We start from the raw sequence: 23,773 nt of genomic DNA, 5'->3' as shown, positions 1-23,773 counted from the left end.
CATCATTCAGCTTATCATGTCTGCATTTTAATCGTATAATGGAAAGACAGTCTTTTTTTTCTTCCCACGAAAGATGACATTCAATCATCTAAATAAAGCTAAAGTCATTGGTCAATGCAATTGAGAGGAGTGAGGTTATGGCTTTGTCTATTTCGCAACTAGCTAAGGAACATCAACCATTTATACTTGCTAAATTAAAAGAAGCTGAGCAGGATTTACATCCGTCCTCTAGCGAAGACGAGGAACTGGTGCGTCGTGCTGTATTTTCTGTACGAAACAAATCCATCGTATTTGAACGTTTTAATGGAGCAAGTTCTATATTATATGCAAGTGTACAGGATGTGAGACCTGCAACTGTAGAAATTGATTTTGCTCATGGGACTCTAAGCTGTAACTGTCCCCAACTAAAATGGTGTCGTCATCAAGTTGGCGCATTACTTGCTCTCTATCAGTATTTTGATTCTGTACAAAACTGGTCAGGTGCATGGCGTGCTCAAAAATCTGTGCAGTTAAAATCATTAGCGGATGAGCGTAGTCCTGAAAGCTGGCAGCTAATGGTCGACGAAGTAATGAAACGTCTGTTACCATCTGGTCGCATTTTAGAAGGCTATGGACTTTCAGCAATCCGTTCTGATGCATTGGAACGACTGCGCAAGCATATGCCATTTGAACGTGAATGGCAGCCACTGTATAAGCTATTTATCGAACTTTCGATTTTTAATGCAATTTGGCGGCATTTAAATAATACGCAAGGTCATTCATTAGACTCACCTTATATGAAATACTTTATCGATCAAAGTGTGCAGTCATTTGAAAGTATATTAACTGAATTAACGAATCGTTCTCGACTTTTTGCAACTGATCCATTTTATAATGCCCTTCAAGAAATTGTCCGTAAATTTTTACTAGAGCGTGAAGGGCTGTTTGCTAGTCGATTACAAATCTATATGCTGCTGTGGGCAGTGCTTTTTTATGAGAAGCCTCGACGTGAACAGGAGCTAACGCTGATTAACAATCTTGAAGAAGTTTCCCCCGAGATTTCTTTACAGTCATTAAAACTGTTATTTTACGTGTTATTACAAAAAGAACAGTTATTACAGGAAAGCATTGCGCATATTTCCTTACCACAAATGCAAGATTTGTTTGAGTTAGCCACTTTTGCTAAGCGTGCTGGCGAGTCACATTCACAGGCATTCATTTTACGTGCGATGCTCCCATTTGCTGAAGCTTTTTTACAGGAAACTGTGCCCGTCGTACAGCGAGCTCAATACGTACGGCAATTTCAATTGTTATATGAAGATATACAATTAACAGAAGAAGAAGAAACAACACTCTATAGCGCATTTGGTGTGTATGGACTACAGCCCTATTCGTTTTTCCTTATACGAAAAGAGCGCTATCGCGAATGGGCAGCATTGCATCAATTAAATCTTTCCTCTTTTTCTTATTTAGAAATGTGTGGATTAAAAGATGTTCTACACCTAGCTCCAGCAGTTGTTTTACCTTTGTATCACGTCTATGCAATGGCAGAGATTACGCAAAAATCTCGTATGAATTATAAGCAAGCTGTACGTATTTGGAAAAGTATGCGGAGTGCCGCAAAAAGAGCAGGGAAAGTTGCTTATTTTGAAAATTACATGCAAACAATCCGTGCAGAATATAAACGACTTCGTGCACTTCAGGAAGAAATTGAGAAAGGAAACTTAGTATGATGACATTACATGCTCCCTCTCCGTTTACGAAAAAACAACAGTTACGTATTGAATCAGCTCAAAACGGCAATTATACGATGCGGGGTTTTACTACAAGTGGTGCAGCAATCGATGTTGACACACTGATTTCTTCATTATTTTTTAACTATGAAGCAAATACTTATGGTTTAATGACCAGTCGTACAGACATTTCCATCGATATTTCTAGTGCAGAACTACTCGATATCTTTTCTCCACGCTATCAGCACCCGTTTATTAGTTGGCAAGGGATTGACGCTGACAGTAGTGCATTGATTGAACACGCACAAATGTTACAGCAATATTGGCAAGAACCTAGCCTTTGGTCGTACGCCGTTATTGCAGATGATTTTTCCTCCTTGTCATTTAATATAGACGGGGTAGATACGGCATTACTGGAAGTAGCTGTGCAGCAAAAACTTGCACACGCTGGGTTATTGGTGTCTGATGTTCCGAAGCTCCTTCCATTTTTCAGTCGCGGAGGATGGTCATTAGAGCAAGACCGTCAAGCTGGCACCGTTACTGTTTCTCTACGTTTAAGTGAGCCTGAGGAAGATTCGGAAGTTTGGCTTTTGGAAACGGTGCTTAGTACAGTGACAACGAAAAATTACTGGACACCGGCTGTTCGAAAAAAATCACTACCGCTAGTCGATGCGCTACCAACAAAATGGCAACCATTTGCACTAGATATTGAACAACAACAAACGCAGATTGTCGAACTCCTTTCCATTGAAAATTTACAGTCTGATATTTTCATTCATGCTACCCTTGACGATTTGGAGGTTCGCACATTTTTACGTGAAGACCTAGCCCGTTTACAGGCACTTGGTTTTGATGTTGTGCTACCAGCTTGGCTAAAAGATTTAAAGCAATCCAAAATGCGTGTACGTGTTAGCACAGGTAATTTATCAACGAAAAAAGTTGCTGGACTCGATGATATTTTAACGTTTAAATGGCAATTTTCTATGAACGGTGAATCAATTTCTGCTGAGCAGTTTAAAAAGCTTGTCGATGAAAAACGTGAATTTATTCGTATTGGTACGGAATGGTTCCGAGTGGATGCCAACTGGATGCAAGAAATGCGTGCTTTAATGCAACAGGCTGAAGATGAAAGTTGGACTGTTCGTGAACTATTGTTCCGCGAGTTACCTGAAGATCTTTCTCCGCTAGAAGAGGAAGATGCTGATGATGCATTGCGCGATGATCCAATTTTTGCATTTGAACTCCAGCAATCTTTAAAATCGTATATGGAACAGCTTCAGGAGAAAAAAGGTCTTCCAGCAGTTCCAGTCCCTCTTTCATTAAATGCTAGCTTACGTCCTTATCAGCAAGAAGGGTTTGAATGGCTAGTCTTTATGCGTGAGCAAGGTTTTGGCGCCTGTCTCGCTGATGATATGGGACTCGGCAAAACTGTTCAGCTTATTTCTTACTTGCTGCATATCTATGACACAACGGATGCCAAAGAACCATCCATTATTATTTGCCCAACTTCGGTCCTTGGTAACTGGCAAAAAGAGCTTGACCGTTTTGCTCCATCTTTAACTGTGCATACGCATTATCAAGCAAATCGAATGAAAGAGGATGCATTTGTTCGGTTTATTGAACAAGAAAAACCGCATGTTATTTTATCTACCTATGGAACTGTGTCACAGGATGCTGAATTTTTACAAGCAATTGATTGGGCAACTGTTGTATTAGATGAGGCACAAAATATTAAAAATATGCAGACTTTACAATCTCGTTCGATTCGCAAATTACATGGTAGTCATCATATTGCTTTAACAGGAACGCCTGTTGAAAATCGATTATCAGAACTTTGGGCGATTTTCGACTTTATTCATAAAGGGTATTTAGGTAGCTTTGGTCGCTTTAATGAACAATTTATTTTGCCTATTGAGCGCGATGAATCCGAACCACATAAACAAAAGCTACGGGCAAAAATTCAACCGTTTTTACTTCGTCGTACAAAGCGAGATCCAAATTTACAGCTTAATTTACCTGATAAGCAAGAGTCCCATGCGTACTGCGCCTTAACGGCAGAGCAAGCTTCACTGTACGAGGGCTATATTTTAGAAACGTTGGATCAGCTAGAACAACTAACGGGCTTCCAGAAAAAAGGACGCGTCTTAAAGATGCTAAGTAAATTGAAGCAATTATGTAATCACCCTGCTCTTTATTTAAAGGAACCTTTTGAGGATGCTGCAACGATGCTGACACGCTCGGTCAAATTAGAGCGTATTGTTCAAATGGCAGCAGAAATCGTCGATAATGGTGAACAGTGTCTTATTTTTACGCAATATATTGGAATGGGCCAATTACTTCAGCATTGTTTCAGTGAAATTTATAATGTCGATGCACCGTTTTTAACGGGCGCCATGCCTAAACAGCAGCGTGATCGATTGGTGGAGGCTTTTCAGGCAGGAGAATTCCCTATTTTTATTCTCTCATTAAAGGCTGGAGGAACAGGGTTAAATTTAACTGCTGCAAACCACGTACTACATGCCGATCGTTGGTGGAATCCTGCTGTTGAAAACCAAGCAACAGACCGTGCTTATCGAATTGGGCAAACGCAATTTGTGCAAGTGCATAAGTTTGTCACGATTGGGACGATTGAAGAAAAAATTGATAAGATGCTGGCGCAGAAATCTGCATTATCAGAAGAACTCATTCAATCAAGCCAGTGGTTAACGGAGCTAGATGATGATGAGCTTCGAGATTTGATTTCACTCGATTATAACTTGTCTTAAAGATGCGCCAAGAGCTTCAACGTTCTTGGCGCTCTTTTACTTTGCAACATATTCGTGAACAATGTTTACTTCTTTCCTGCTTACTTCATATTCTTATTTAGTTGTGTGAAATAATCATTGCTGTGCGGTCTTCAGCAACGATAGATGATAGGATAGTCCACAACACCCCTTTTCAACTAAAATGATTACGGTGCAAAGCATTCTATAGGAGAATGGCGAATTGCGTAAATCTTTGGCTTTGCTCCGTATGTATTGCGATAGTCGGTTATACTACTGGTAATTGCAATTCTTTCTTAGGTAACACAAAATCTTTCATAATCTCCTGCTCGACCGATGACGATGAAGGTAATGTGCTTCCATCATTATCTGGCTGTTTTAGCCTATAGAAGCGAACATCTTCTACAACCACTTCTGTCATATAAATCTTGGTGCTGTGCTCATTCGTAAATGATCTAGATTGAATACGGCCGTTTATGCCAATTAATGAACCTTTACCGCAAAACTTCACAATATGCTCTGCCAGTTTTCCCCATACTGTACAAAGAATAAAGTAAGTCTCTACTTCTCCACGACTGTTTTTGTAATTGCGATTTATGGCAAGGGAAAAATGAGATTGGACCCGATTTCTAGATAGTTGTCGCAACACAGGATCTTTTGTTAATCTTCCAACCAGTCCGACTTGGTTCATTGATTCACCTCCTTTGTGTTTAATTGCCCTCATCTTACAAGAGGCTATTCACTTTTGGCAAAACTCGATTTTTGTTTTTTAGCTCATTTTTAAATAAGAAAATAATTTTTTTAGCTGTTATTTATTTGTTTGTTAAGTTTTTTTATTGTGTGGAGGTCAGACGGCAGTAAGTGTTAACCCCATTTTTAAAAAGATAAATTTAGCATCTTTTCATATTTTAAGAAGACAGTCTTAGCTGTAATTGATTATGTTATACTAAAAGGAATGACCGACTTAGGAGGATACATAATGAAAACATTTAAAATGCTTTCTTTTGACCTTGTCACTCAAGATGGCATGCAAGCATTTCCTTTAGTCGATGGCATTATTATTAACCAGGAAAACAGCCATCAATCTTGGATTCTTGAATTGTTTATCGATCGGCAATATCGTCCGATTTTTGATGAGTTATTAGCGAATGCTACAGTAGTTGATGTTCGTGCAGTTATTTCATTTCCTGATAATGAACCAGCTCCATTTCGGGTAGTTGTGCATACTGTCCAAGAAATTGGCGAGCATGTTTCTGTGCTTTTAAAAGGGACGTTAAAAATTAAGCGTTCTAAATACGCTGAACAATTACTCGCTGATCTTTTAACAGAAGGTGTTTCACAAGTAGAATTACTAGACCGCTTCTCAAAAGGAATGAAAGAGCGGCCAAAACTTAAAAATGATGAATGAGCAGCGATACGTTTAAGGACGTATCGTTTTTTTGTACTGGACAGTTTGAGATTTTTGGATAAAATATGGTGTAAAAAACATAGGGGTGAACGTCAATGAATTTAGTCATTCGTGAGAAGCCGTTAAAGTTGTTATGGTATGAGGCTTTACTACGACGCTTATGTGATGGAGATCGAGATGCTACCTATTATAGCGAGCAATTTCGAAGGCTTGATGCTGGCTTTGCTGGTGAAAAACGAGTAGACCGAGAATGGCATGAATTAGTATGTCCAAATACTTTTGCTGTATTGCATAATGTTGTACTTGTCAATGCAGCACAGCATTTTCACCAAGTTGATACACTCTTTATTTGTAAGCATTTTATGTTCGTTGTGGAAATTAAAAATATACACGGTCGTTTGGATTTTGATGCTACGACACATCAATGCACACGCACAAAATCTGATGGCACAGTGGAAGGTTTTGCAAATCCCATTACGCAAATTCAACGTCATATACAATACATTAAAATTATATCTAAAAATTATTCTCTCCCCATTGAAGGTGCAGTTATTTTGTCTAATCCGTCAGCTATAATTGCAAACCATCCAAAATCCGTCCCTATTTTTCATGTGTCAGGGCTACAAAGTCATATCCAAACTCTTTTTGAAAAGTATCCAACACCTATTTTAACGAATGAGCAATTAACCCGTTTTGTACAACTAATTAGAGCGCAGCATCAACCACAAGAAATACTCCCTCGTATAGATACTTCGAGATTCCGACATGGCGTACTTTGCCCAAAATGCCGATACAAAAATCAAATGCACTTTTACAGAGGCGGTTGGAAGTGTCTAGCATGTCACTATACAAGCACCGAAATTTTTGCAGAAGCCTTGCAAGATTATCGCTTGCTCGTAAGTCGTACAATCACCAATAGTCAATTACGTGCGTTTTTCGGTATTACTTCTAGTGATGCTGCTAATCGTTTATTACGAAAATTTCAATTTCCTAGCACTGGTACTTATAAAAATCGAATCTACTATCTTCCTGATAATTTAATAGAATATATGAAACCGTTTTTTTAATGCTACTTTGGGGGAGATTGGGGTAGTTGAATGTTTGAAGTTATGTTTATGGGAGGTTTATCTTTGTTTCGCGGGTAAACAAGTTGTTTTCGCGGGTATCTCCATGCGTTCCGCGGGTAAACGTTTTGCTTTCGCGGGTATTCTCCTGCGTTTCGCGGGTAAACGTTCTACTTTCGCGGGTATTTCCATGCGTTTCGCGGATAAACGTTCTACTTTCGCGGGTATTTCCATGCGTTTCGCGGATAAACGTTCTACTTTCGCGGGTATTCTCCTGCGTTTCGCGGGTAAACGTTCTACTTTCGCGGGTATTTCCATGCTTTCCGCTGGTAAACGTTCTACTTCCGCGGGTAATCAAATCATCCCCGCATATACCTTCATTCCATAATCATAAAGAAAAAAGTGATTCCGGTTGAACGGAATCACTTTGTTTTTACGGGTTAGTCATTGTGTTGCGGTCTTCTCTCATAGTGCCGTTGTTTCGTTCAACACCATTTACACCATTGGCATTTGGTACGTTGTCATAGCCATTTGTGCCATTGACATCCGCATTCGAACCTGGTGTTGTTGCTTCTGGCATAACAGTATTTTCTCTTACTGTGCCATCATTTACAGTACCATTGTTGACGTTACGATCGTAGACATTGTGATTCTTATCTGGATCGACAACATCTTCTACATCGTTAACACCTCGTTTAACGTCGTTTTTCACGTTCTCCATTGGGGTTTCAGCTGCATTATTACCCCAGTTACAACCTCCAAGGAATACTGTAGCAAGGATAATGGCTAAAAATGACATTTTCCACATATAAAAAACCTCCTTTCTTGAGTACTATGTCATCAAATACAACATGTGCATTTGTGATCCTACATAGATTGCCCGAGAAAGGAGGGAACTATCCGATTTTTTGTGCAAAAACTATTTTTGTTTATCTTTCAGTAATTGCTCAATGTATGCAGCTTCTGCTTTACAATTATAGGTATAGTTTGTACCTAATTCTTTTTGTAAAGCTTCGATTGTTTCGACTTGTTTAGCGGTTGGTTCTTCATTTAAAATTTTTGCAATTACTTCATCGATTTTTTGTGCCATCTCTTCATGGAATTCAGTACTCATCAAAACATCGGCTGGGATTTTTTCGATCCAAGCGGCATTTTCCTGAAAATAAGACTGCCAGCTAGCAATGAAGTCTTCCATAGAAAAGCGCTCTTCTTCCCAACCAATACTTGCTAAGTATGATTCAAAAGATGTTGAAATCGAACGCGTAATGCTAATTTTAACACCTGAAGACAATTCCTTATACATCTATATAATCCTCCTACTTTTTAAAAAACCTAAAATTACATGTATTTCAATTCACAATACTATCTATGCCATCGCATTAAAAAAACTAAACTAAATTCTGTCAAAAAAAATTGACAATAAGAACACTATTCGACAAGATTATTTTATAACTTTTAGCCTATAATTGCAAATTAAGGCTGTTTTGGTTGTTCAGGCTCTATTGCAAATAAAATATCTGCCTCACAAACTAGCTCGCCATCAACGGTAGCTACAGCATGTCCTTTGCCCATTACACCGCGCAGTTTAACGAATTCTACTTCTAATCGTAGCTGATCTCCCGGTACTACTTGGCGCTTAAAACGAGCGTTATCGATTCCTGTTAAAAATACTAAACGTCCTTGGTACTGTTCTGATTTTAATAAAGCGACGCCACCTACTTGCGCCAATGCCTCTACAATTAAAACACCTGGCATAACAGGATATCCTGGAAAATGTCCATTAAAGAAATCTTCGTTAATCGATACATTTTTGATACCTACTGCACGCTTGCCTACTTCTAATTCCACAATACGGTCTACAAATAAAAATGGATAACGGTGTGGTAAAATTTCTTGAATTTGCTCTGCTGTTAACATTTCTTTTCCCCCTCTAAGTATGTATATATACCTTACGTCCAAAAGAGGATGTAGGTTTCAACGTATAATCGCTTTTAAATTTAAAATACTCGATTTTTTATGTGAAACACAAAGTATGGTAAAGAATATTATTATTCTTTACCATTCATAATGTCAAATATATGTTGCCATGTTTCTAATTTAAAGACATCCATTGCTTTTCCTTGACCAATTACACTGTAGCCGACCATTGTACCTAAAATAGCGGCAACAACGATTAAAACAAGAACAAGTACAACTCGTAACCAAATCGGAATCAGCCGTATTTGCACCCATCGAACCTCGCGTTGCTCTCCGTTTGAGCGACGTCCCTTTTCTTCTGGTGGCGTTTCGGTTTCTTGTGTCGGCACAGAACGTCGACGTGAATCGTTTGTCATAGATATTGTACCCCTTCATTTCTTACTCAATAATGCACTTATCTAACACCATTAATAAGCCCTAGCATTTGGTCAGCTAGTGTTACAGCTCTTGCATTAAATTGATAAGCACGTTGCGTTTCGATTAAATCTGTCATTTCCTTCGACAAGCTCACATTCGATAATTCGAGTGCTTCATTTTGCATGCCGATTTGTTGACGATTTGCTCCTTGTAACTCTGTTACAACTTCTGCTTGTGTATATCCTAGCTCTGCTAAGTTATCTGGTAAGCCTACATATGTACCAGAAATATGCTCCATTAGTTGCGGCTTTTGGAATTCCGTTACTGCTAAATCCGTACGAATAACATCACCATTCGGATATGTAGCTTCTAACATGCCTCCATTGCGAACAATAAAACCTTTTGCATTATCAGGTAATGTAATAGGCTGTCCATTTGCATCTGCCACTGGATAACCATCTGTATTGACAAGCATCACCGTTCCATTATTTAAAGGTGATAAATAAAAGTCACCTTGACGAGTATACACTGTTTTTGTTCCATTTTCACCATCTGGCATTAAAATGTTGAAATATTGCTTTGGTTTTGTAAAAGCGAGATCCAAATCGCGATCTGTTGTTTGAAGCGAACCTTGCTTATGATTTGTTTGAATTTGTCCAAGCTGTGCTCCAGAGCCATAACGGATGCCTACTGGTGATTGACGCACAGTTGGGTCCTGTTTATCATTATTAAATTGCTGATACATAAGTTCATTGAACGTTGCTTGACGTGTTTTATAGCCATGCGTTCCACTGTTAGCAATATTATTACTAATTGTATCTAATTTATTTTGCAATTGCCCCATTGTATTTGTTGCCGTAATCATTGTTCGTAGCATGTGAAAACGCCTCCTGTTCGCTTAATTATATTTTACCGATTTCATTTACAGCCTTTTCCATACTTCGATCATACGCTTGCAACACTTTTTGGTTTGCTTCAAAAGCTCGGTATGCTGTCATTAAATCTGTCATTGTGCGTCCAGAGTCTACGTTTGAGCGCTCTAAAAATTTTTGTCCTAATGTAAACGATACACCATTTGCACCGTAAGCAGTCGGCAAGGCTTCTCCATTTTCTGTACGAATTAAGCCATTATCTTGTTTACGTAGCATGTTCGGATTGGCCGCAAAAGATACACCTACGCGCGCTACTTGCTGGTTATTCACATAAATTCCACCGTCCTGATCAAGACGGAAATCATCATTTGGTAGCTGGATGCGTTGTCCATTATCAGATAACACGTAGAGACCTTGACCATTTACTAAATAGCCTTGACCATCTAATGTGAAATTCCCGTTACGTGTATAGGCTTCTCCACCGTCTGGATGTGCTAAACGGAAGAAAATTGAACCAGAAACACCATCTTCATTTTGAGGTAAGTTTCCATCGATAAGGGCCATATCTGTCGTTAAATCCGTGCTATAGATTTGACCTTGTATGTAATTTGGCAATGTTTCTTGCATATATATCCCTGTATTGAGTGCACCAACTTGACTCATATACTGTGAGCCAGCTTGCTGATTAGCGGGAGCATTTGTTTTTCCTACGCTGGACATTAGCATATCTGGAAACGAACGGATGGTAGATTGATCTGCCTTAAATCCAGGTGTACTTGCATTTGATAAGTTGTTTGTCAGTAATTCTGTTCGTCTTTGTTGTGCTATCATACCTGTTGCTACTGTATAAAACCCTTTAAACAAAGGAATCACCTCATTGTATTTTTATAGTGATGCTGGAACACGATCAATATTTTCTAACATAATGCCAGTGCCAATTGCAACACAATCCATTGGATGTTCAGCAATAAAGACTGGAACTTTTAACTCTTCGATTAACAGTTGGTCCATTCCGTGTAATAATGCGCCACCACCAGTAATAATGACACCTCGGTCAATAATATCTGCTGAAAGCTCAGGCGGTGTTTTTTCTAACACGTTTTTCGCCGATTGTACGATCATGGCTACTGATTCATGTAATGCACGTTCAATTTCCTCTGAATGAATTGTAATTGTACGAGGTAAGCCTGTTACCATATCACGACCGCGAATATCCATTGAGTCGTTACGTCCACCTTTGAAGACTGTGCCAATCGTGATTTTGATTGCTTCGGCTGTACGCTCACCAATTAACAATTTATATTCTTTTTTAATATATTGTAAAATATCATTATCAAAAACGTCGCCCGCAACCTTAATAGACTCACTTGTTACAATGTCACCCATAGAAAGAACTGCGATATCTGTAGTACCACCACCGATATCCACTACCATATTGCCACTTGGTTGGAAAATATCCATCCCAGCTCCGATTGCCGCAACTTTTGGTTCTTCCTCTAAATATACTTTTTTACCACCAGATTTTTCAGCAGCTTCGCGAATCGCTTTTTGCTCTACACTTGTAATATTTGTTGGACAGCAAATCAATATACGTGGCTTTGTTAAAAATCCTTTTAGATTTAATTTATTGATGAAATGTCTAAGCATCGCTTCGGTAACATCAAAGTCTGCAATTACTCCATCGCGTAATGGCCGAATTGCTGTTATATTACCGGGCGTGCGACCCACCATTTGACGAGCTTCTTCACCTACTGCTAATACCTTATTCGTCTTTTTATCTATTGCTACCACAGATGGTTCGTTTAGGACGATTCCTTTGCCTTTAACGTGGATTAATACGTTCGCAGTTCCTAAGTCAATGCCTATATCCTTCGAAAACATTTTTTAAATTCTCCTTCCCGCCAGTTCCAACTACATAACGTTCCTATTGTCTATTTATCTAGAATATTTTATCACACCCCATTGGTAATTTCACCTAAATTTAGTTATTCCGCTTGTTTTCCTTCAATTATATGTACACAAATAGAAATGTACAAAAAAAGAACGAATCATTCTTGACTCGCTCTTTCTTTCCACTTGTTTTTCGTTGCCTCTCCTCCACGAATATGACGTACGGCTTTATGGTAGGCGAGAATTTCTTTCACTTGATCAGCTAATCCTTCATGAATTGTTGGTAATCGCTCAGTTAAATCTTTGTGCACCGTACTTTTAGAGTAACCTGTCATTTTCGCGAGGACACGCACAGTTTCACGCGTCTCAATCAGTAATTCACCGAGGCGTATGCAGCGCTTCCGAATGTGCTCGTGCACGTTCTCGTCCTTTCCACACAATTTCACAAAATGGCTTTGGCATCAGATGCACGTCTGCGCATTTCTTCACCTTATGTGAGGACAAAGCTATTCAGAACACGATTTGCACTTTCTCGTTAAATTGCTGACTTTTTTAAAATCCTAGGAATTTTTTCGGATTAACGTATTTACCGTTTTCTAGAACTTCAAAATGCATGTGAACGCCAGCTGCTTGATTCCACTCATTGTCAGTCGCTTTTCCAAGTGCCTGACCTTGTGCTACTTCATCGCCTTCTTTCACAGCGATATCTTTTACTGAACTATAATGCGTTTGCACACCATTCGCATGCTCTAGGACGATTTTATTGCCTGTAAACGCATCTAGTTTTACTTCTAGTACTTTACCAGTTAACGCAGCAACTACTTCGAATTCCTCTCCATTCATAGAAAGGGAAATGCCTGATGAAGTTGTAAATGTTTGATTGAATACCATTAAGGCATTCTCACGTGACTCTTCTTTTGCTTCTACATCATAAAATTCCTGTGAAACTTGTACTTTACTAAGCTCTGCTTCCTTGAATGGATACTTCATTGTTTCTGTTTTTGCATTTGTTTCAACTACTGGACCTGGGTCTACTTGCGCTACATCTGGTAATGGTGCTTCTTCTTTTGTCACGAGACTATTGTAACCAAATAACATACCTGCTAACATTAATGCACCACCCGCGTATACCGCCGGCCAAAACCAAGGTTTTTTCTGCAATTGTCCTTTTTCATTTTGAGAAGTTTTACTATTTTTATCCTCTCTCATTTTCATCACCTCTAGTTGCAGTGTGAACAACTAGAAGCTATTTTAAACATGCATCTATTTTTTTTATCTCAATTTGTTGATAATAATAGTGTAAAATCTCTGAAGCGCTCTTTCCTTCACGTGCCATCGCATCTGCACCGTACTGGCTCATACCAACGCCATGACCATATCCTTTCGTTGCTACCTGAACCTTACCCGTATTCTTATTATATGAAATCTTAAAATCTGTTGATGGTAATTGTAAGAGTGTTCTAACCTCTCTGCCCGACCATCCATTTTTACCTAATTGCAGGCGTTCTACACGCTCTGAATCATTGAGAAACACTTGCATACGATTGAAATCATTCCCCTGCCATTTAACTGGCCACAGCGCATTCCATTCGGCTAACGTCCATTCTTTTATTGTTGCAAACTTTGGAGAAGCTTGATCGGACATACTTGCAACGCTTTGTAAATACGGTAAGTCATTCCCACTGTAACCGTAAGCACTCTCTGTTTTACCATTGCTCGTTGAATGAAACATCGCCGTAATTAATTCATTATTATATAGAAGAACTTGTCCTTCTGTTTCCATAATGGCTTCGACAATTTTCTTTTCATTTCCCGGGAAATTGCTAGTCCAATTGGCTTTTCTTTGTTCTTTATTGTAGTAGACTTGCCTTGCAACAGTAGGTGCAATGGCTTTTTTACCGTAATTTGTCGTTTTCAGCGCATAGGTTCTGGCAGCAATGGCTTGAGCTTTTAAAGCTTCTTTATTAAAGGACACGGGCATTTCTGCAGCTACTACACCAACTATATACGTTTCTAAAGGAATTTTTTCCTTCTGTCCCTCCACTTCTATGAATATTTCACAGGCGTTTTCCGTCTTTTGTGGGGAGTTGTTAGAATGATCATCGATTCGTCTCTCACTGAATGCTACTGGCATCATATATAATGCACCAATTAAACAAATCACAGCAATTATCATTATCCAATTTTTCATAAGGAATAATATGCGAGCACTACAGAAAATATGAGCGTTCCATGATTACGGGAGTTCGTTTTGCTTTGGTTTGTGAGGGGCACTGTACTTCGCGGGTATTCTGCTTTGTTTCGCGGGTAAATCATTCTGCTTCACGAGTATTTCACTTCATTTCGCGGGTAAATCGCTCTGCTTCGCGGGTATTTCACTTTGTTTCGCGGGTAAATCTCTCTGCTTCGCGAGTATTTCACTTCGTTTCGCGGGTAAATCATCCTGATTCGCGGGTATTTCACTTCATTTGGCGGGTAAACCTCTCTAATCCGCGGGTAATTCACTCTGTTCCACAGGTATCTCTCTTTGCATTAATTAAAAACCTCTTTGCTTATGCTGAGCAAAGAGGTTTTGTTGTTAGTTTGCTGGTAATTCGATTGTTGTTTTTTCTTTCGGTGTAACATCCATTGTTGTTACACGTTCAATATTTGCACCAAGTAATGCTAATTTGCCATGGAAGTCTACGTAACCACGGTCTAAGTGATGGAGTTTTGTCACTCGTGTTATTCCTTCAGACACAAGACCTGCTAAAATTAGGGCTGCCGCAGCTCGTAAATCTGTTGCCATAACCTCAGCTCCCTGTAGGTTTACTGGTCCTTCGATAAACACAGAACGTCCTTCGATTTTAGCACCGGCATTCATGCGACGGAACTCTTCAACGTGCATAAAACGATTTTCAAAGACTGTTTCTGTAATGATACTCGTACCTTCAGCAGTTAACATCAACGCCATCATTTGCGACTGCATATCCGTTGGGAAGCCTGGATGTGGCATTGTTTTAATGTCTACAGCTTTTAATGTTTGCGGTACGTGGACACGTATTCCTTCATCAAGCTCTGTAATTTCTACGCCCATTTCGCGCATTTTTGCGATTAAAGCCGTCATATGTTCAGGCACAGCATTTTCAATCGTTACATCACCCTTTGTAATCGCAGCTGCTACCATAAATGTACCTGCTTCGATACGGTCAGGAATAATATAATGCTCTGCTCCATATAATGTGTCAACACCTTCAATACGAATCGTATTCGTACCTGCGCCGATAACACGGCCACCCATACTATTAATGAAGTTTGCAAGATCTACAATTTCAGGCTCTTTTGCTGCATTTTCAATTACTGTCGTTCCTTTTGCTAAAGATGCAGCCGTCATAATATTTTCTGTTGCACCGACACTTGGGAAATCTAAATATACATTCGCACCTTGTAAACGACCCTCTACCTTCGCTTCCACATAACCGTGCCCAAATGAAATTTTTGCACCCATTGCCTCAAAACCTTTTAAATGTAATTCAATTGGACGTGAACCGATTGCACAGCCACCTGGTAAAGCAACTCGTGCAAAGCCGTTTCGTGCAAGCAAAGAACCCATCACTAAAATGGATGCACGCATTTTACTGACATATTCAAATTGAGCTTCACTTGAAAGTTCTTTTGTTGCGTCTATATATACAGTATTGTCTTCTGGTATATATGTAACATCAGCGTTTAGACTTTTTAGTACTTCATTTATGGTATAAACATCTGCTAAGTTAGGGACTTCTTTAATTACATTTTCTCCTTTTGAAGCAAGTAAAGCTGCCGCCAGGATTGGTAACACTGCATTTTTTGCGCCCTCTACACGAACTTTCCCCTGTAGCTTTTGGCCGCCAGTCACTATAATTTTATCCACCTTACGTCCCTCCGAATTCAATCTCTTAACCTATCGAAAATTTATTTTAAAAAAAGATGTATAATGTCATAATAAGTAAACAAACAACTCTATAGTACAACTTTTCACACGCTCGTTCAAGCGTCCAAATCACTATTTTAAGGCATTTATTGATATTTTGCTATTAATTTATTGTACGCATTATTTTTTTTTTTGTGAATGACCAATAACACGGTAAAATATGTAAATCCCTAAGCCCTTTTTTTCAAAAGTTCGTGGATACTATATTTCCGTTTCCATAGCTTATTAAACCTCTTAAGTACATATTTCAAAGGACCACATAAGTGAACTTATGGAGCCCTTCGAAATATGCACATATGAATTACGCATCCGTTACTTTATAGTTAGTTGTCACTAGCTAACTTTAAAATAAGTAAGGGAGTTTTCCAGACCAACTTGAAACTTGTAGAAAGAAATTAGAGACTGCGGTCCCGATTGCAATGCTCAACAAAATATAAATCAACTGTATTTGAAATACTTTGTTTTTTTTAAACAATTTTTCTAGCATGAAGGCCTGCAAAGCGTAAAAAGTGATAGCAATAAAAAAGAGGTGCGATAGAATGCCCATTAAAGCTTCTTGCCCTACTGCTTCATAAATTCCCACATCGTGTTCCTCCATTTAAAAAACGGGCAGATATTACATCTGCCCGTTAAAAATTGAATTAGATATTACCCTCATGAACGTTGATACGATTCAACGCACGTTTTAATGCTAGGTCAGCACGTTTGAAATCAATGTTATCTTGTTTGCTTTGAATTCGTCCTTCAGCGCGTTTAACGGCTTCTTTAGCACGTTGTACATCGATATTATCAGCAATTTCAGCAGAAGGTGCTAAAATTGAGATCTTTTCTGGACGAACTTCAATGAAACCACCGCTTACAGCAACAATCTCAGTTGAACCATTGTCCTTTTTCAGCTTCACTGCACCGATTGCAAGTGGAGCTACCATTGGAATATGGCCGGCAAGAACACCAATCTCACCTGAAGTTGTTTTCGCGATTACCATTGATACTTCAGAATCGTATACCGGGCCTTCGGGAGTGACAATATTGACTGTAACTGTCTTCATATTTTTTCCTCCTCGTCCCTAGTATTAAACCTCTACGCCCATGCTTTTCGCTTTTTCAACTACTTCTTCAATAGAACCTACTAAACGGAAAGCATCTTCTGGTAGGTGATCGTGTTTACCTTCAAGGATTTCCTTGAATGAACGAACCGTTTCTTTAACAGGAACGTAAGAACCTTTTTGACCAGTGAATTGTTCCGCAACGTGGAAGTTTTGAGATAAGAAGAATTGAATACGACGAGCACGTTCAACTGTTTGTTTATCTTCATCAGATAACTCATCCATACCTAAGATAGCAATGATATCTTGTAATTCACGGTAACGTTGGATTGTACGTTGTACGCCAGTTGCTACTGCGTAGTGCTCAGCGCCTACGATTTCTGGTGATAATGCACGAGAAGTCGAAGCTAATGGGTCAACCGCAGGGTAGATACCCATTTCAGATAATTTACGCTCAAGGTTAGTAGTTGCATCTAAGTGGGCGAAAGTTGTAGCTGGAGCCGGGTCAGTATAGTCATCGGCTGGTACATAGATCGCTTGAATAGAAGTTACAGATCCTTTGTTAGTAGATGTGATACGTTCTTGTAATTTACCCATTTCAGTTGCAAGTGTTGGTTGGTAACCTACCGCAGAAGGCATACGACCTAATAGGGCAGAAACCTCAGAACCTGCTTGTGTGAAACGGAAGATATTGTCGATGAATAAAAGTACGTCTGCACCTTGCTCATCACGGAAGTATTCTGCCATTGTAAGACCAGTTAAAGCTACACGCATACGCGCACCTGGTGGCTCGTTCATTTGACCGAATACCATCGCTGTTTGCTTGATAACGCCTGAATCGCTCATTTCGTAGAATAAGTCGTTCCCTTCACGAGTACGCTCACCTACACCAGCGAATACAGAGATACCTGAGTGCTCTTGTGCGATGTTATTGATTAATTCTTGGATTAATACTGTTTTACCTACACCGGCACCACCGAATAGACCGATTTTACCACCTTTAATGTATGGTGCTAATAAGTCTACTACTTTGATACCTGTTTCAAGGATTTCAACTGAAGTTGAAAGTTGATCGAAAGATGGTGCTTCGCGGTGAATTGAATCACGACGTGCATCAGCTGGAATTTCTTCACCTAAGTCGATTACTTCTCCTAATACGTTGAATACACGACCAAGAGTCACTTCACCAACTGGTACTGAGATAGCTTTTCCTGAATCTGTTACTTCTGCTCCACGTTGTAAGCCATCAGTAGATGACATTGCAATTGTACGAACAGAATCATCACCTAAATGAAGTGCAACTTCTAATGCAAGAGTTGTTGGTTCTTCATTAGGACGTTCAATCTTAACTGTTAATGAGTTATAGATTGCTGGTAATTGGCCATTGTCGAATTTTACGTCAACAACCGGACCCATTACTTGAATAACATGTCCTTTATTCATTACTGTGTACCCTCCTATCGTATTCTTATACGACATTGGTGAGCTGAGCCTATTCTAAGGCTGCAGCCCCACCAACGATTTCTGTAATTTCTTGTGTAATAGCTGCTTGACGTGCACGGTTATATTGCAATGAAAGATCTCCGATAAGATCAGATGCGTTATCAGTTGCATTTTTCATAGCAGTCATACGAGAAGCATGTTCACTTGCTTTTCCATCTAATAATGCGCCGTAAACAAGGCTTTCCGCATATTGTGGAAGTAATACTTCAAGAATTGCCTCACCAGATGGCTCGAATTCATAAGAAGCATTGCTGCTTGCAGGTGCAATATCAGTTAATGGAAGAAGTTTTTTCTCTGTCACTTCGTTAGCGATAGCACTAACAAAGTGATTGTAGTACATATAAAGTTCATCATACGTACCGTCAATGAACATACCAACAGCATTACGAGCGATTTCTTTAATATCAGCGAATGATGGTTGGTCAGGAAGAGCAACAACACTGCTAATAACATTATGATCACGTTTCACAAAGTAATCACGAACAACACGACCTACTGCTAAAATCACGTATTCGTCTTTTGATTTATGACGCTCGTTGATTGTACGTTGTACTTGACGTAGGATACTTGAGTTGTAAGCACCTGCAAGACCACGGTCAGAACCAATGACTAAGTAAGCTGTTCTTTTAACAGGACGAGCAGTTAACATTGGATGTCCACTGTCTTTTGTACCTGATGCGATAGCGCCTACTACGTCTTGAATTTTTTCCATGTAAGGAACGTAAGCTTTAGCATTTTGCTCTGCACGACGTAACTTTGAAGAAGAAACCATCTGCATCGCTTTCGTAATTTGTTTCGTACTCTTTGTAGAATTAATACGACCTTTTATTTCGCGTAAGTTTACCACTGGTATTTCACCACCTTTTGTTTTTTAATCAAGCGACTATTTTTCTTGCTTATTCTGATTTAGCGAAAGTTTTTTTGAAGTCAGTTAAAGCTGCTACGTATTCCGCATCAGGAGCAAGTTCTTTAGTAGTACGAACGTGATCTAAAACGTTTGTGTGGTTTGTATCTAACCAGCTTAAGAATTCACTTTCAAAACGAACGATATCTTGAACTGGAATATCATCTAAGTGACCTTTAGTTAATGCGTAAAGGATTGCAACTTGTTTTTCAACTTTAAGTGGTTTGTTTAGGTCTTGTTTAAGAACTTCAACCGTACGTTTACCACGCTCAAGTTTAGCAAGTGTGATTTTATCTAAATCTGAACCGAATTGAGCGAAAGATTCAAGCTCACGGAATGCAGCTAAGTCAAGACGTAGCGTACCCGCAACTTTTTTCATCGCTTTAATTTGAGCAGATCCACCTACACGTGATACAGAAAGACCGGCGTTAATCGCTGGACGTACACCTGAGTTGAATAAGTCAGATTGTAAGAAAATTTGTCCATCAGTGATTGAGATTACGTTAGTTGGGATGTATGCAGAGATATCCCCAGCTTGTGTCTCAACGAATGGAAGAGCTGTAATTGAACCATTTTGATATGTTTCATTTAACTTCGCAGCACGTTCTAATAAGCGGCTGTGTAAGTAGAAAACGTCACCAGGGTAAGCTTCACGACCTGGAGGACGGCGAAGAAGAAGTGAAAGTTCACGGTAAGCTGATGCTTGTTTAGAAAGATCATCATACACGATTAAAACGTGTTTACCTTGTAACATGAATTCTTCAGCCATAGATACACCAGCGAATGGTGCTAAGAATAATAATGGAGCTGGTTGAGAAGCAGAAGCTGTCACAACGATTGTATAATCTAAAGCGCCATGTTTACGAAGTGTTTCTACTACACCACGTACAGTAGATTCTTTTTGACCAATAGCAACATAGATACAGATCATGTTTTGGTCACCTTGGTTAAGGATTGTATCGATCGCTACAGATGTTTTACCAACTTGGCGGTCACCGATGATTAACTCACGTTGACCACGACCGATTGGTACAAGTGCGTCAATCGCTTTAATACCAGTTTGTAGTGGTTCATGTACTGATTTACGAGCCATTACACCGAAAGCTGGGCTTTCGATTGGACGAGATTTTGTTGTGTTGATTGGACCTTGTCCGTCCACTGGTTGACCTAGTGGATTTACAACACGACCAATTAGTTCTTCACCAACTGGTACTTCCATAATACGACCTGTACGACGAACTTCATCGCCTTCTTTGATGTCTGTGTATGGACCTAAGATTACGATACCAACGTTACCTTCTTCTAGGTTTTGAGCCATACCCATAACACCGTTAGAGAACTCTAAAAGCTCTCCAGCCATGGCGTTGTCGAGTCCATGAGCAAGAGCGATACCGTCACCAATACGGATAACTGTACCAACTTCGCTTACTTTAAGTTCAGATTCATAATTCTCAATCTGTTGTTTAATCAGACTGCTGATTTCTTCAGCCTTGATGCCCATGTATGTCACCTCTCACATTTCTAAATTATTAACCGATTAATTCACGTTTTAGACGCTCTAGCTTGTTCACTACTGAGCTGTCATAAATATGGTTACCGATTTGAACACGAATACCACCTAATAATGATGGATCGATTTCGTTTGTAATGTTTAATGATTGTTTCCCAACAAGTTTAGCGAATGCTGCAGAAATTTTAGCGCTTTCTTCAGCAGAAAGTGCACGAGTTGAGAATACAGTTGCATCTGCAGAACCTTGTGCTTGTGCAGCAAGTTCAGCATACGCATTCGCAATAAGCTTCACTTCGTTTACACGCTTTTTCTCAACAAGTAGTTGAACTGTGTGTAAAACTTCTGGCGTTGCACTTGCAAAGATTTCAGCAACCATTTGTTTCTTGCGTTCGATAGAGAACTTAGGCGCATTTAAAAGTGTTAAAAAATCAGGAGATTCATTTACAACTTTTGTTAACTCGTTTAAGTCTGCCCCAACTTCAGCAAGAATATTTTTTTGTTGCGCAAGTTCAAAAAGAGCTTGAGCGTAACGCTTAGCTACAGTTGAATTACTCATTGAGCTTCCCCTGCCTTCGCAATCGTCTCTTCAATTAGAGCACGGTTGTCTGCCTCAGAAATCTCTTTGCTAAGGACTTTAGATGCTGCAAGTACAGATAATGAAACGACTTCATCACGTACAGCTGCGATCGCTTTTTCTTTTTCAGACTCAATTTCACGTAAAGCCGATTCTTTTAAGCGGTTAGCTTCGTTGCGAGCTGCTGTAAGAATTTCTTCTTTTTGCATTTCGCCTTGCTTCTTAGCACCCTCAACAATCGATTGTGCTTCCGTACGAGCTTCTTTAAGAAGACTTTTTTGTTCTTCTAAAAATTTGTGCGAATCTTTGCGCGCTTTTTCAGCTGCTTCGATTTCACTTGCTACTAATTCTTCACGTTGTTGCATGATGCCCATTAATGGACCCCAAGCGAACTTTTTAAGAAGAAGCATTAATACTAAGAAGATGACTAATGTTGAGACGATATCTCCACCATTGAATCCTCCACCTGCACCAAGTACAAGATTGTCTAAAAACACGATTGTTTCACTCCCTTCAAGAGCTTTAACTTCAACATAATAGTTTGTAATACTTAAAAAACTTACCTATTTTAAAAAGCTATATTTGCACATAGCTTTTATCAGTTCCAAAATGAAGGGCGAAGTTTCATCTGGTGAATCCTGCTTCGCCACTAGTAAAATTCAGTATACAACTGAATTATTTGTTCATTACGATGAATGCTACTACTACTGCGATGATCGGTAAGGCTTCAACTAATGCAACCCCGATGAACATAGTAGTTTGAAGAACGCCACGAGCTTCTGGTTGGCGAGCGATACCTTCAACTGTTTTTGATACGATAAGACCGTTACCAATACCTGCACCAAGTGCACCTAAACCGATTGCGATTGCTGCTGCTAATAAACCTAATGAACCTGTCATTTTTAAATTTCCTCCTTGGAATTGTTTGTTTTTTTGGTTCAAGCATAAAATTTATGCTTTATATTAATGGTCATCGCTCACTTTATGAGCCATGTAAACCATTGTTAACATTGTGAAGATAAAGGCTTGGATAAAGCCGATGAAAATAGAGAAACCTTGCCATGCCATCATAGGAACAATTGCCCCTACGAACCCGATTGGTCCTGATACGGCTAATCCTGCGATTAATGCAAGTAAAATTTCACCTGCATAAATATTACCGTAAAGACGCAGACCTAATGTTAAAGTGTTTGCAAACTCTTCAATGATTTTTAACGGGAACATAAATGACATTGGTTTGAAGAATGTACCAACATAATGGCCTGTACCCTTCATTTTGATACCATAGTATTGCGTTAATACTAAAATCATCGCTGCAAGAGTCATTGTAACCGTTGGGTCAGCTGTTGGCGATTTCCACCAAAGTTGATGGTCATAGATGATAGAGAATGGAAGACCTAATAAGTTAGATACTGCGATAAACATAATAAGTGTGATACCTAGAATGTGGAATCGTCCACCCGTTTTCCAGTCCATGTTGCTTTGAATGATATTCTTTACGAAATCCATAATCCATTCCATAAAGTTTTGCATACCAGTTGGTTTTAACTTTAAGTTTCTAGTTGAAATAACTGCGATTAAAAATACGATAGTAGCTGCAACTAGTAACATCATAACTGTAGATAAGTTAAATGTTAAAAATCCAATGGTTACTAACGGAGCTTCATGATTCATTGTTATTTTTCACCTCTCTTTCTAATAAAGCACATTAGTGGTTCCTTACATGAGATACAATTCTCTCGACAAAGAGAAAAACGTACGGAATCATTAGCCCTATGACCGTGCTAATTAAGTGAAAATAGTTTGGCAACGAAATGGCTATAGCAACTGCCGCTACACCTGATCCAAAACGAAGTGCTGTACCAAGTGAACCTATTTTCTTCCCTTCACTAATGGAACGATCAAACTTCTCCATACGGCGAACTAAAATCCAAAAATTATACGTACCAAAAAATGCACCGATTGCGATGCCCGCAAAAACAGTTTGATAGGACGTAAAGCCCCAGCCTAATGCGCAAAGTGCGAGCAAAAAAAATAACGCTCTCTTCTGCACAGCAAAAATGTGATGCAAATCTAGCATTGGTTTGTAGTCTCCTGAATCATTTTTTCGAGTAAAGAAAACGTTTGCTGACCACTTTGTGAAATCAGAAAAGAGCAGTGAAAAACACTACTCACAGCGGAATAGTAATGGGGACGTCATTTGAAATTACAGGTGTAAATCCCTAATAATGCCTTACACCCC

The 23,773-nt window shown here is 39.2% G+C and carries 27 protein-coding genes; 4 read left to right on the top strand and 23 right to left on the bottom strand.

Annotated features, from left to right (window positions below; genetic code table 11):
- The first annotated feature begins 137 nt into the window (after window positions 1-137).
- Together LO754_RS02595 and LO754_RS02590 are read left to right on the top strand one after the other, a co-directional pair.
- Entirely contained in the window at window positions 138-1,712 is a 1,575-nt protein-coding gene (locus LO754_RS02595) for a hypothetical protein (RefSeq protein WP_024362925.1), read from the top strand.
- A complete protein-coding gene (locus tag LO754_RS02590) occupies window positions 1,709-4,477 on the top strand; it encodes a DEAD/DEAH box helicase (protein WP_231785526.1) in 2,769 nt (922 codons plus the stop codon). Before LO754_RS02595 ends, LO754_RS02590 begins: the two co-directional genes overlap by 4 nt.
- A 265-nt stretch (window positions 4,478-4,742) precedes the next feature.
- On the opposite strand, the gene LO754_RS02585 is transcribed toward LO754_RS02590, so the two are convergent.
- A complete protein-coding gene (locus LO754_RS02585) occupies window positions 4,743-5,165 on the bottom strand; it encodes a single-stranded DNA-binding protein (protein ID WP_231785525.1) in 423 nt (140 codons plus the stop codon).
- A 288-nt stretch (window positions 5,166-5,453) separates the two neighbouring features.
- On the opposite strand from LO754_RS02585, the gene LO754_RS02580 reads away from it, so the two are divergent.
- On the top strand, window positions 5,454-5,882 hold the full coding sequence (locus LO754_RS02580; protein WP_103977440.1) for a YwpF family protein: 429 nt from the start codon (window positions 5,454-5,456) through the stop codon (window positions 5,880-5,882).
- 95 nt (window positions 5,883-5,977) lie between these two features.
- On the top strand, window positions 5,978-6,949 hold the full coding sequence (locus tag LO754_RS02575) for a nuclease-related domain-containing protein (RefSeq protein WP_231785524.1): 972 nt from the start codon (window positions 5,978-5,980) through the stop codon (window positions 6,947-6,949).
- A gap of 57 nt (window positions 6,950-7,006) precedes the next feature.
- Here LO754_RS02575 and LO754_RS02570 read toward each other — a convergent pair whose 3' ends face one another.
- The 22 genes from LO754_RS02570 to LO754_RS02465 form a co-directional block, all read right to left on the bottom strand.
- Window positions 7,007-7,264 (bottom strand): hypothetical protein, encoded by a 258-nt coding sequence (locus tag LO754_RS02570; protein WP_231785523.1) that lies wholly within the window; start codon window positions 7,262-7,264, stop codon window positions 7,007-7,009.
- Window positions 7,265-7,379: 115 nt separating this feature from the next.
- Complete coding sequence (locus LO754_RS02565) at window positions 7,380-7,754, bottom strand: hypothetical protein (RefSeq protein ID WP_231785522.1); 375 nt, start codon at window positions 7,752-7,754, stop codon at window positions 7,380-7,382.
- Window positions 7,755-7,865: 111 nt separating this feature from the next.
- Entirely contained in the window at window positions 7,866-8,249 is a 384-nt protein-coding gene (locus LO754_RS02560; protein WP_024362918.1) for a hypothetical protein, read from the bottom strand.
- A 170-nt stretch (window positions 8,250-8,419) separates the two neighbouring features.
- Entirely contained in the window at window positions 8,420-8,863 is a 444-nt protein-coding gene (gene fabZ, locus LO754_RS02555) for a 3-hydroxyacyl-ACP dehydratase FabZ (RefSeq protein WP_231785521.1), read from the bottom strand.
- Between the two features lie 131 nt (window positions 8,864-8,994).
- Entirely contained in the window at window positions 8,995-9,279 is a 285-nt protein-coding gene (locus LO754_RS02550; RefSeq protein WP_024362916.1) for a DNA-directed RNA polymerase subunit beta, read from the bottom strand.
- A gap of 38 nt (window positions 9,280-9,317) precedes the next feature.
- Window positions 9,318-10,157, bottom strand: coding sequence for a flagellar hook-basal body protein (locus LO754_RS02545; RefSeq protein WP_024362915.1), 840 nt, complete (start codon window positions 10,155-10,157; stop codon window positions 9,318-9,320).
- A gap of 25 nt (window positions 10,158-10,182) precedes the next feature.
- Window positions 10,183-11,016, bottom strand: coding sequence for a flagellar hook-basal body protein (locus LO754_RS02540; RefSeq protein ID WP_024362914.1), 834 nt, complete (start codon window positions 11,014-11,016; stop codon window positions 10,183-10,185).
- A 21-nt stretch (window positions 11,017-11,037) separates the two neighbouring features.
- Window positions 11,038-12,033 (bottom strand): rod shape-determining protein, encoded by a 996-nt coding sequence (mreB, locus tag LO754_RS02535; RefSeq protein WP_024362913.1) that lies wholly within the window; start codon window positions 12,031-12,033, stop codon window positions 11,038-11,040.
- Between the two features lie 167 nt (window positions 12,034-12,200).
- Window positions 12,201-12,461, bottom strand: a complete 261-nt coding sequence (locus LO754_RS02530; protein ID WP_004269485.1) for a sporulation transcriptional regulator SpoIIID — start codon at window positions 12,459-12,461, stop codon at window positions 12,201-12,203.
- A gap of 133 nt (window positions 12,462-12,594) precedes the next feature.
- On the bottom strand, window positions 12,595-13,251 hold the full coding sequence (locus LO754_RS02525; RefSeq protein WP_024362912.1) for a M23 family metallopeptidase: 657 nt from the start codon (window positions 13,249-13,251) through the stop codon (window positions 12,595-12,597).
- Window positions 13,252-13,288: 37 nt separating this feature from the next.
- Window positions 13,289-14,233: a stage II sporulation protein D gene (spoIID, locus tag LO754_RS02520; RefSeq protein WP_435892047.1), complete on the bottom strand. Its 945-nt coding sequence runs from the start codon at window positions 14,231-14,233 to the stop codon at window positions 13,289-13,291.
- A gap of 387 nt (window positions 14,234-14,620) precedes the next feature.
- The gene (murA, locus tag LO754_RS02515; protein ID WP_231785519.1) at window positions 14,621-15,934 is read right to left on the bottom strand and encodes a UDP-N-acetylglucosamine 1-carboxyvinyltransferase; all 1,314 of its coding nucleotides are present in this window, start codon (window positions 15,932-15,934) and stop codon (window positions 14,621-14,623) included.
- A 403-nt stretch (window positions 15,935-16,337) separates the two neighbouring features.
- Entirely contained in the window at window positions 16,338-16,577 is a 240-nt protein-coding gene (locus LO754_RS02510; RefSeq protein WP_024362908.1) for a DUF1146 family protein, read from the bottom strand.
- A gap of 58 nt (window positions 16,578-16,635) precedes the next feature.
- Window positions 16,636-17,043 (bottom strand): F0F1 ATP synthase subunit epsilon, encoded by a 408-nt coding sequence (locus LO754_RS02505; protein WP_231785518.1) that lies wholly within the window; start codon window positions 17,041-17,043, stop codon window positions 16,636-16,638.
- 24 nt (window positions 17,044-17,067) lie between these two features.
- Entirely contained in the window at window positions 17,068-18,483 is a 1,416-nt protein-coding gene (gene atpD, locus LO754_RS02500) for a F0F1 ATP synthase subunit beta (protein ID WP_024362906.1), read from the bottom strand.
- Between the two features lie 49 nt (window positions 18,484-18,532).
- A complete protein-coding gene (gene atpG, locus LO754_RS02495; protein ID WP_024362905.1) occupies window positions 18,533-19,390 on the bottom strand; it encodes an ATP synthase F1 subunit gamma in 858 nt (285 codons plus the stop codon).
- A gap of 49 nt (window positions 19,391-19,439) precedes the next feature.
- Window positions 19,440-20,948, bottom strand: coding sequence for a F0F1 ATP synthase subunit alpha (atpA, locus tag LO754_RS02490; protein ID WP_024362904.1), 1,509 nt, complete (start codon window positions 20,946-20,948; stop codon window positions 19,440-19,442).
- Window positions 20,949-20,976: 28 nt separating this feature from the next.
- Window positions 20,977-21,513: a F0F1 ATP synthase subunit delta gene (locus tag LO754_RS02485; RefSeq protein ID WP_024362903.1), complete on the bottom strand. Its 537-nt coding sequence runs from the start codon at window positions 21,511-21,513 to the stop codon at window positions 20,977-20,979.
- Window positions 21,510-22,028: a F0F1 ATP synthase subunit B gene (gene atpF / locus LO754_RS02480; protein ID WP_024362902.1), complete on the bottom strand. Its 519-nt coding sequence runs from the start codon at window positions 22,026-22,028 to the stop codon at window positions 21,510-21,512. The genes LO754_RS02485 and atpF overlap by 4 nt, the downstream gene beginning before the upstream one ends.
- 178 nt (window positions 22,029-22,206) lie before the next feature.
- Window positions 22,207-22,431 carry a F0F1 ATP synthase subunit C gene (gene atpE / locus LO754_RS02475; protein WP_004269474.1) on the bottom strand — a complete coding sequence of 75 codons (225 nt, stop codon included), beginning with the start codon at window positions 22,429-22,431 and terminating at the stop codon, window positions 22,207-22,209.
- Window positions 22,432-22,494: 63 nt separating this feature from the next.
- Window positions 22,495-23,205: a F0F1 ATP synthase subunit A gene (gene atpB, locus LO754_RS02470; RefSeq protein ID WP_024362901.1), complete on the bottom strand. Its 711-nt coding sequence runs from the start codon at window positions 23,203-23,205 to the stop codon at window positions 22,495-22,497.
- A gap of 34 nt (window positions 23,206-23,239) precedes the next feature.
- The gene (locus LO754_RS02465) at window positions 23,240-23,611 is read right to left on the bottom strand and encodes an ATP synthase subunit I (protein WP_024362900.1); all 372 of its coding nucleotides are present in this window, start codon (window positions 23,609-23,611) and stop codon (window positions 23,240-23,242) included.
- Window positions 23,612-23,773 lie beyond the last annotated feature (162 nt).

The sequence above is a fragment of the Lysinibacillus sp. GJ-1 genome, from assembly GCF_021166035.1.
In the GTDB taxonomy this organism is placed as follows: Bacteria; Bacillota; Bacilli; order Bacillales_A; family Planococcaceae; genus Lysinibacillus; species Lysinibacillus sphaericus.
Note: the sequence above shows the minus strand (reverse complement) of the source record. Positions and strands in the feature narration are given on the sequence as shown.

Excerpts from the sequence above, each read along its gene's own strand:
- mreB (WP_024362913.1), bottom strand. The coding sequence starts at position 12,033 with ATGTTTTCGAAGGATATAGGCATTGACTTAGGAACTGCGAACGTATTA.
- atpA (WP_024362904.1), bottom strand. The coding sequence starts at position 20,948 with ATGGGCATCAAGGCTGAAGAAATCAGCAGTCTGATTAAACAACAGATT.
- LO754_RS02505 (WP_231785518.1), bottom strand. The coding sequence starts at position 17,043 with ATGAAGACAGTTACAGTCAATATTGTCACTCCCGAAGGCCCGGTATAC.
- spoIID (WP_435892047.1), bottom strand. The coding sequence starts at position 14,233 with ATGAAAAATTGGATAATGATAATTGCTGTGATTTGTTTAATTGGTGCA.
- LO754_RS02590 (WP_231785526.1), top strand. The coding sequence starts at position 1,709 with ATGATGACATTACATGCTCCCTCTCCGTTTACGAAAAAACAACAGTTA.
- LO754_RS02570 (WP_231785523.1), bottom strand. The coding sequence starts at position 7,264 with ATGGAAATACCCGCGAAAGTAGAACGTTTACCCGCGAAACGCAGGAGA.
- LO754_RS02465 (WP_024362900.1), bottom strand. The coding sequence starts at position 23,611 with ATGCTAGATTTGCATCACATTTTTGCTGTGCAGAAGAGAGCGTTATTT.
- LO754_RS02595 (WP_024362925.1), top strand. The coding sequence starts at position 138 with ATGGCTTTGTCTATTTCGCAACTAGCTAAGGAACATCAACCATTTATA.
- atpE (WP_004269474.1), bottom strand. The coding sequence starts at position 22,431 with ATGACAGGTTCATTAGGTTTATTAGCAGCAGCAATCGCAATCGGTTTA.
- atpB (WP_024362901.1), bottom strand. The coding sequence starts at position 23,205 with ATGAATCATGAAGCTCCGTTAGTAACCATTGGATTTTTAACATTTAAC.
- LO754_RS02485 (WP_024362903.1), bottom strand. The coding sequence starts at position 21,513 with ATGAGTAATTCAACTGTAGCTAAGCGTTACGCTCAAGCTCTTTTTGAA.
- LO754_RS02560 (WP_024362918.1), bottom strand. The coding sequence starts at position 8,249 with ATGTATAAGGAATTGTCTTCAGGTGTTAAAATTAGCATTACGCGTTCG.
- fabZ (WP_231785521.1), bottom strand. The coding sequence starts at position 8,863 with ATGTTAACAGCAGAGCAAATTCAAGAAATTTTACCACACCGTTATCCA.
- LO754_RS02585 (WP_231785525.1), bottom strand. The coding sequence starts at position 5,165 with ATGAACCAAGTCGGACTGGTTGGAAGATTAACAAAAGATCCTGTGTTG.
- atpD (WP_024362906.1), bottom strand. The coding sequence starts at position 18,483 with ATGAATAAAGGACATGTTATTCAAGTAATGGGTCCGGTTGTTGACGTA.
- LO754_RS02525 (WP_024362912.1), bottom strand. The coding sequence starts at position 13,251 with ATGAGAGAGGATAAAAATAGTAAAACTTCTCAAAATGAAAAAGGACAA.
- LO754_RS02575 (WP_231785524.1), top strand. The coding sequence starts at position 5,978 with ATGAATTTAGTCATTCGTGAGAAGCCGTTAAAGTTGTTATGGTATGAG.
- LO754_RS02545 (WP_024362915.1), bottom strand. The coding sequence starts at position 10,157 with ATGCTACGAACAATGATTACGGCAACAAATACAATGGGGCAATTGCAA.
- LO754_RS02550 (WP_024362916.1), bottom strand. The coding sequence starts at position 9,279 with ATGACAAACGATTCACGTCGACGTTCTGTGCCGACACAAGAAACCGAA.
- LO754_RS02580 (WP_103977440.1), top strand. The coding sequence starts at position 5,454 with ATGAAAACATTTAAAATGCTTTCTTTTGACCTTGTCACTCAAGATGGC.
- LO754_RS02565 (WP_231785522.1), bottom strand. The coding sequence starts at position 7,754 with ATGTGGAAAATGTCATTTTTAGCCATTATCCTTGCTACAGTATTCCTT.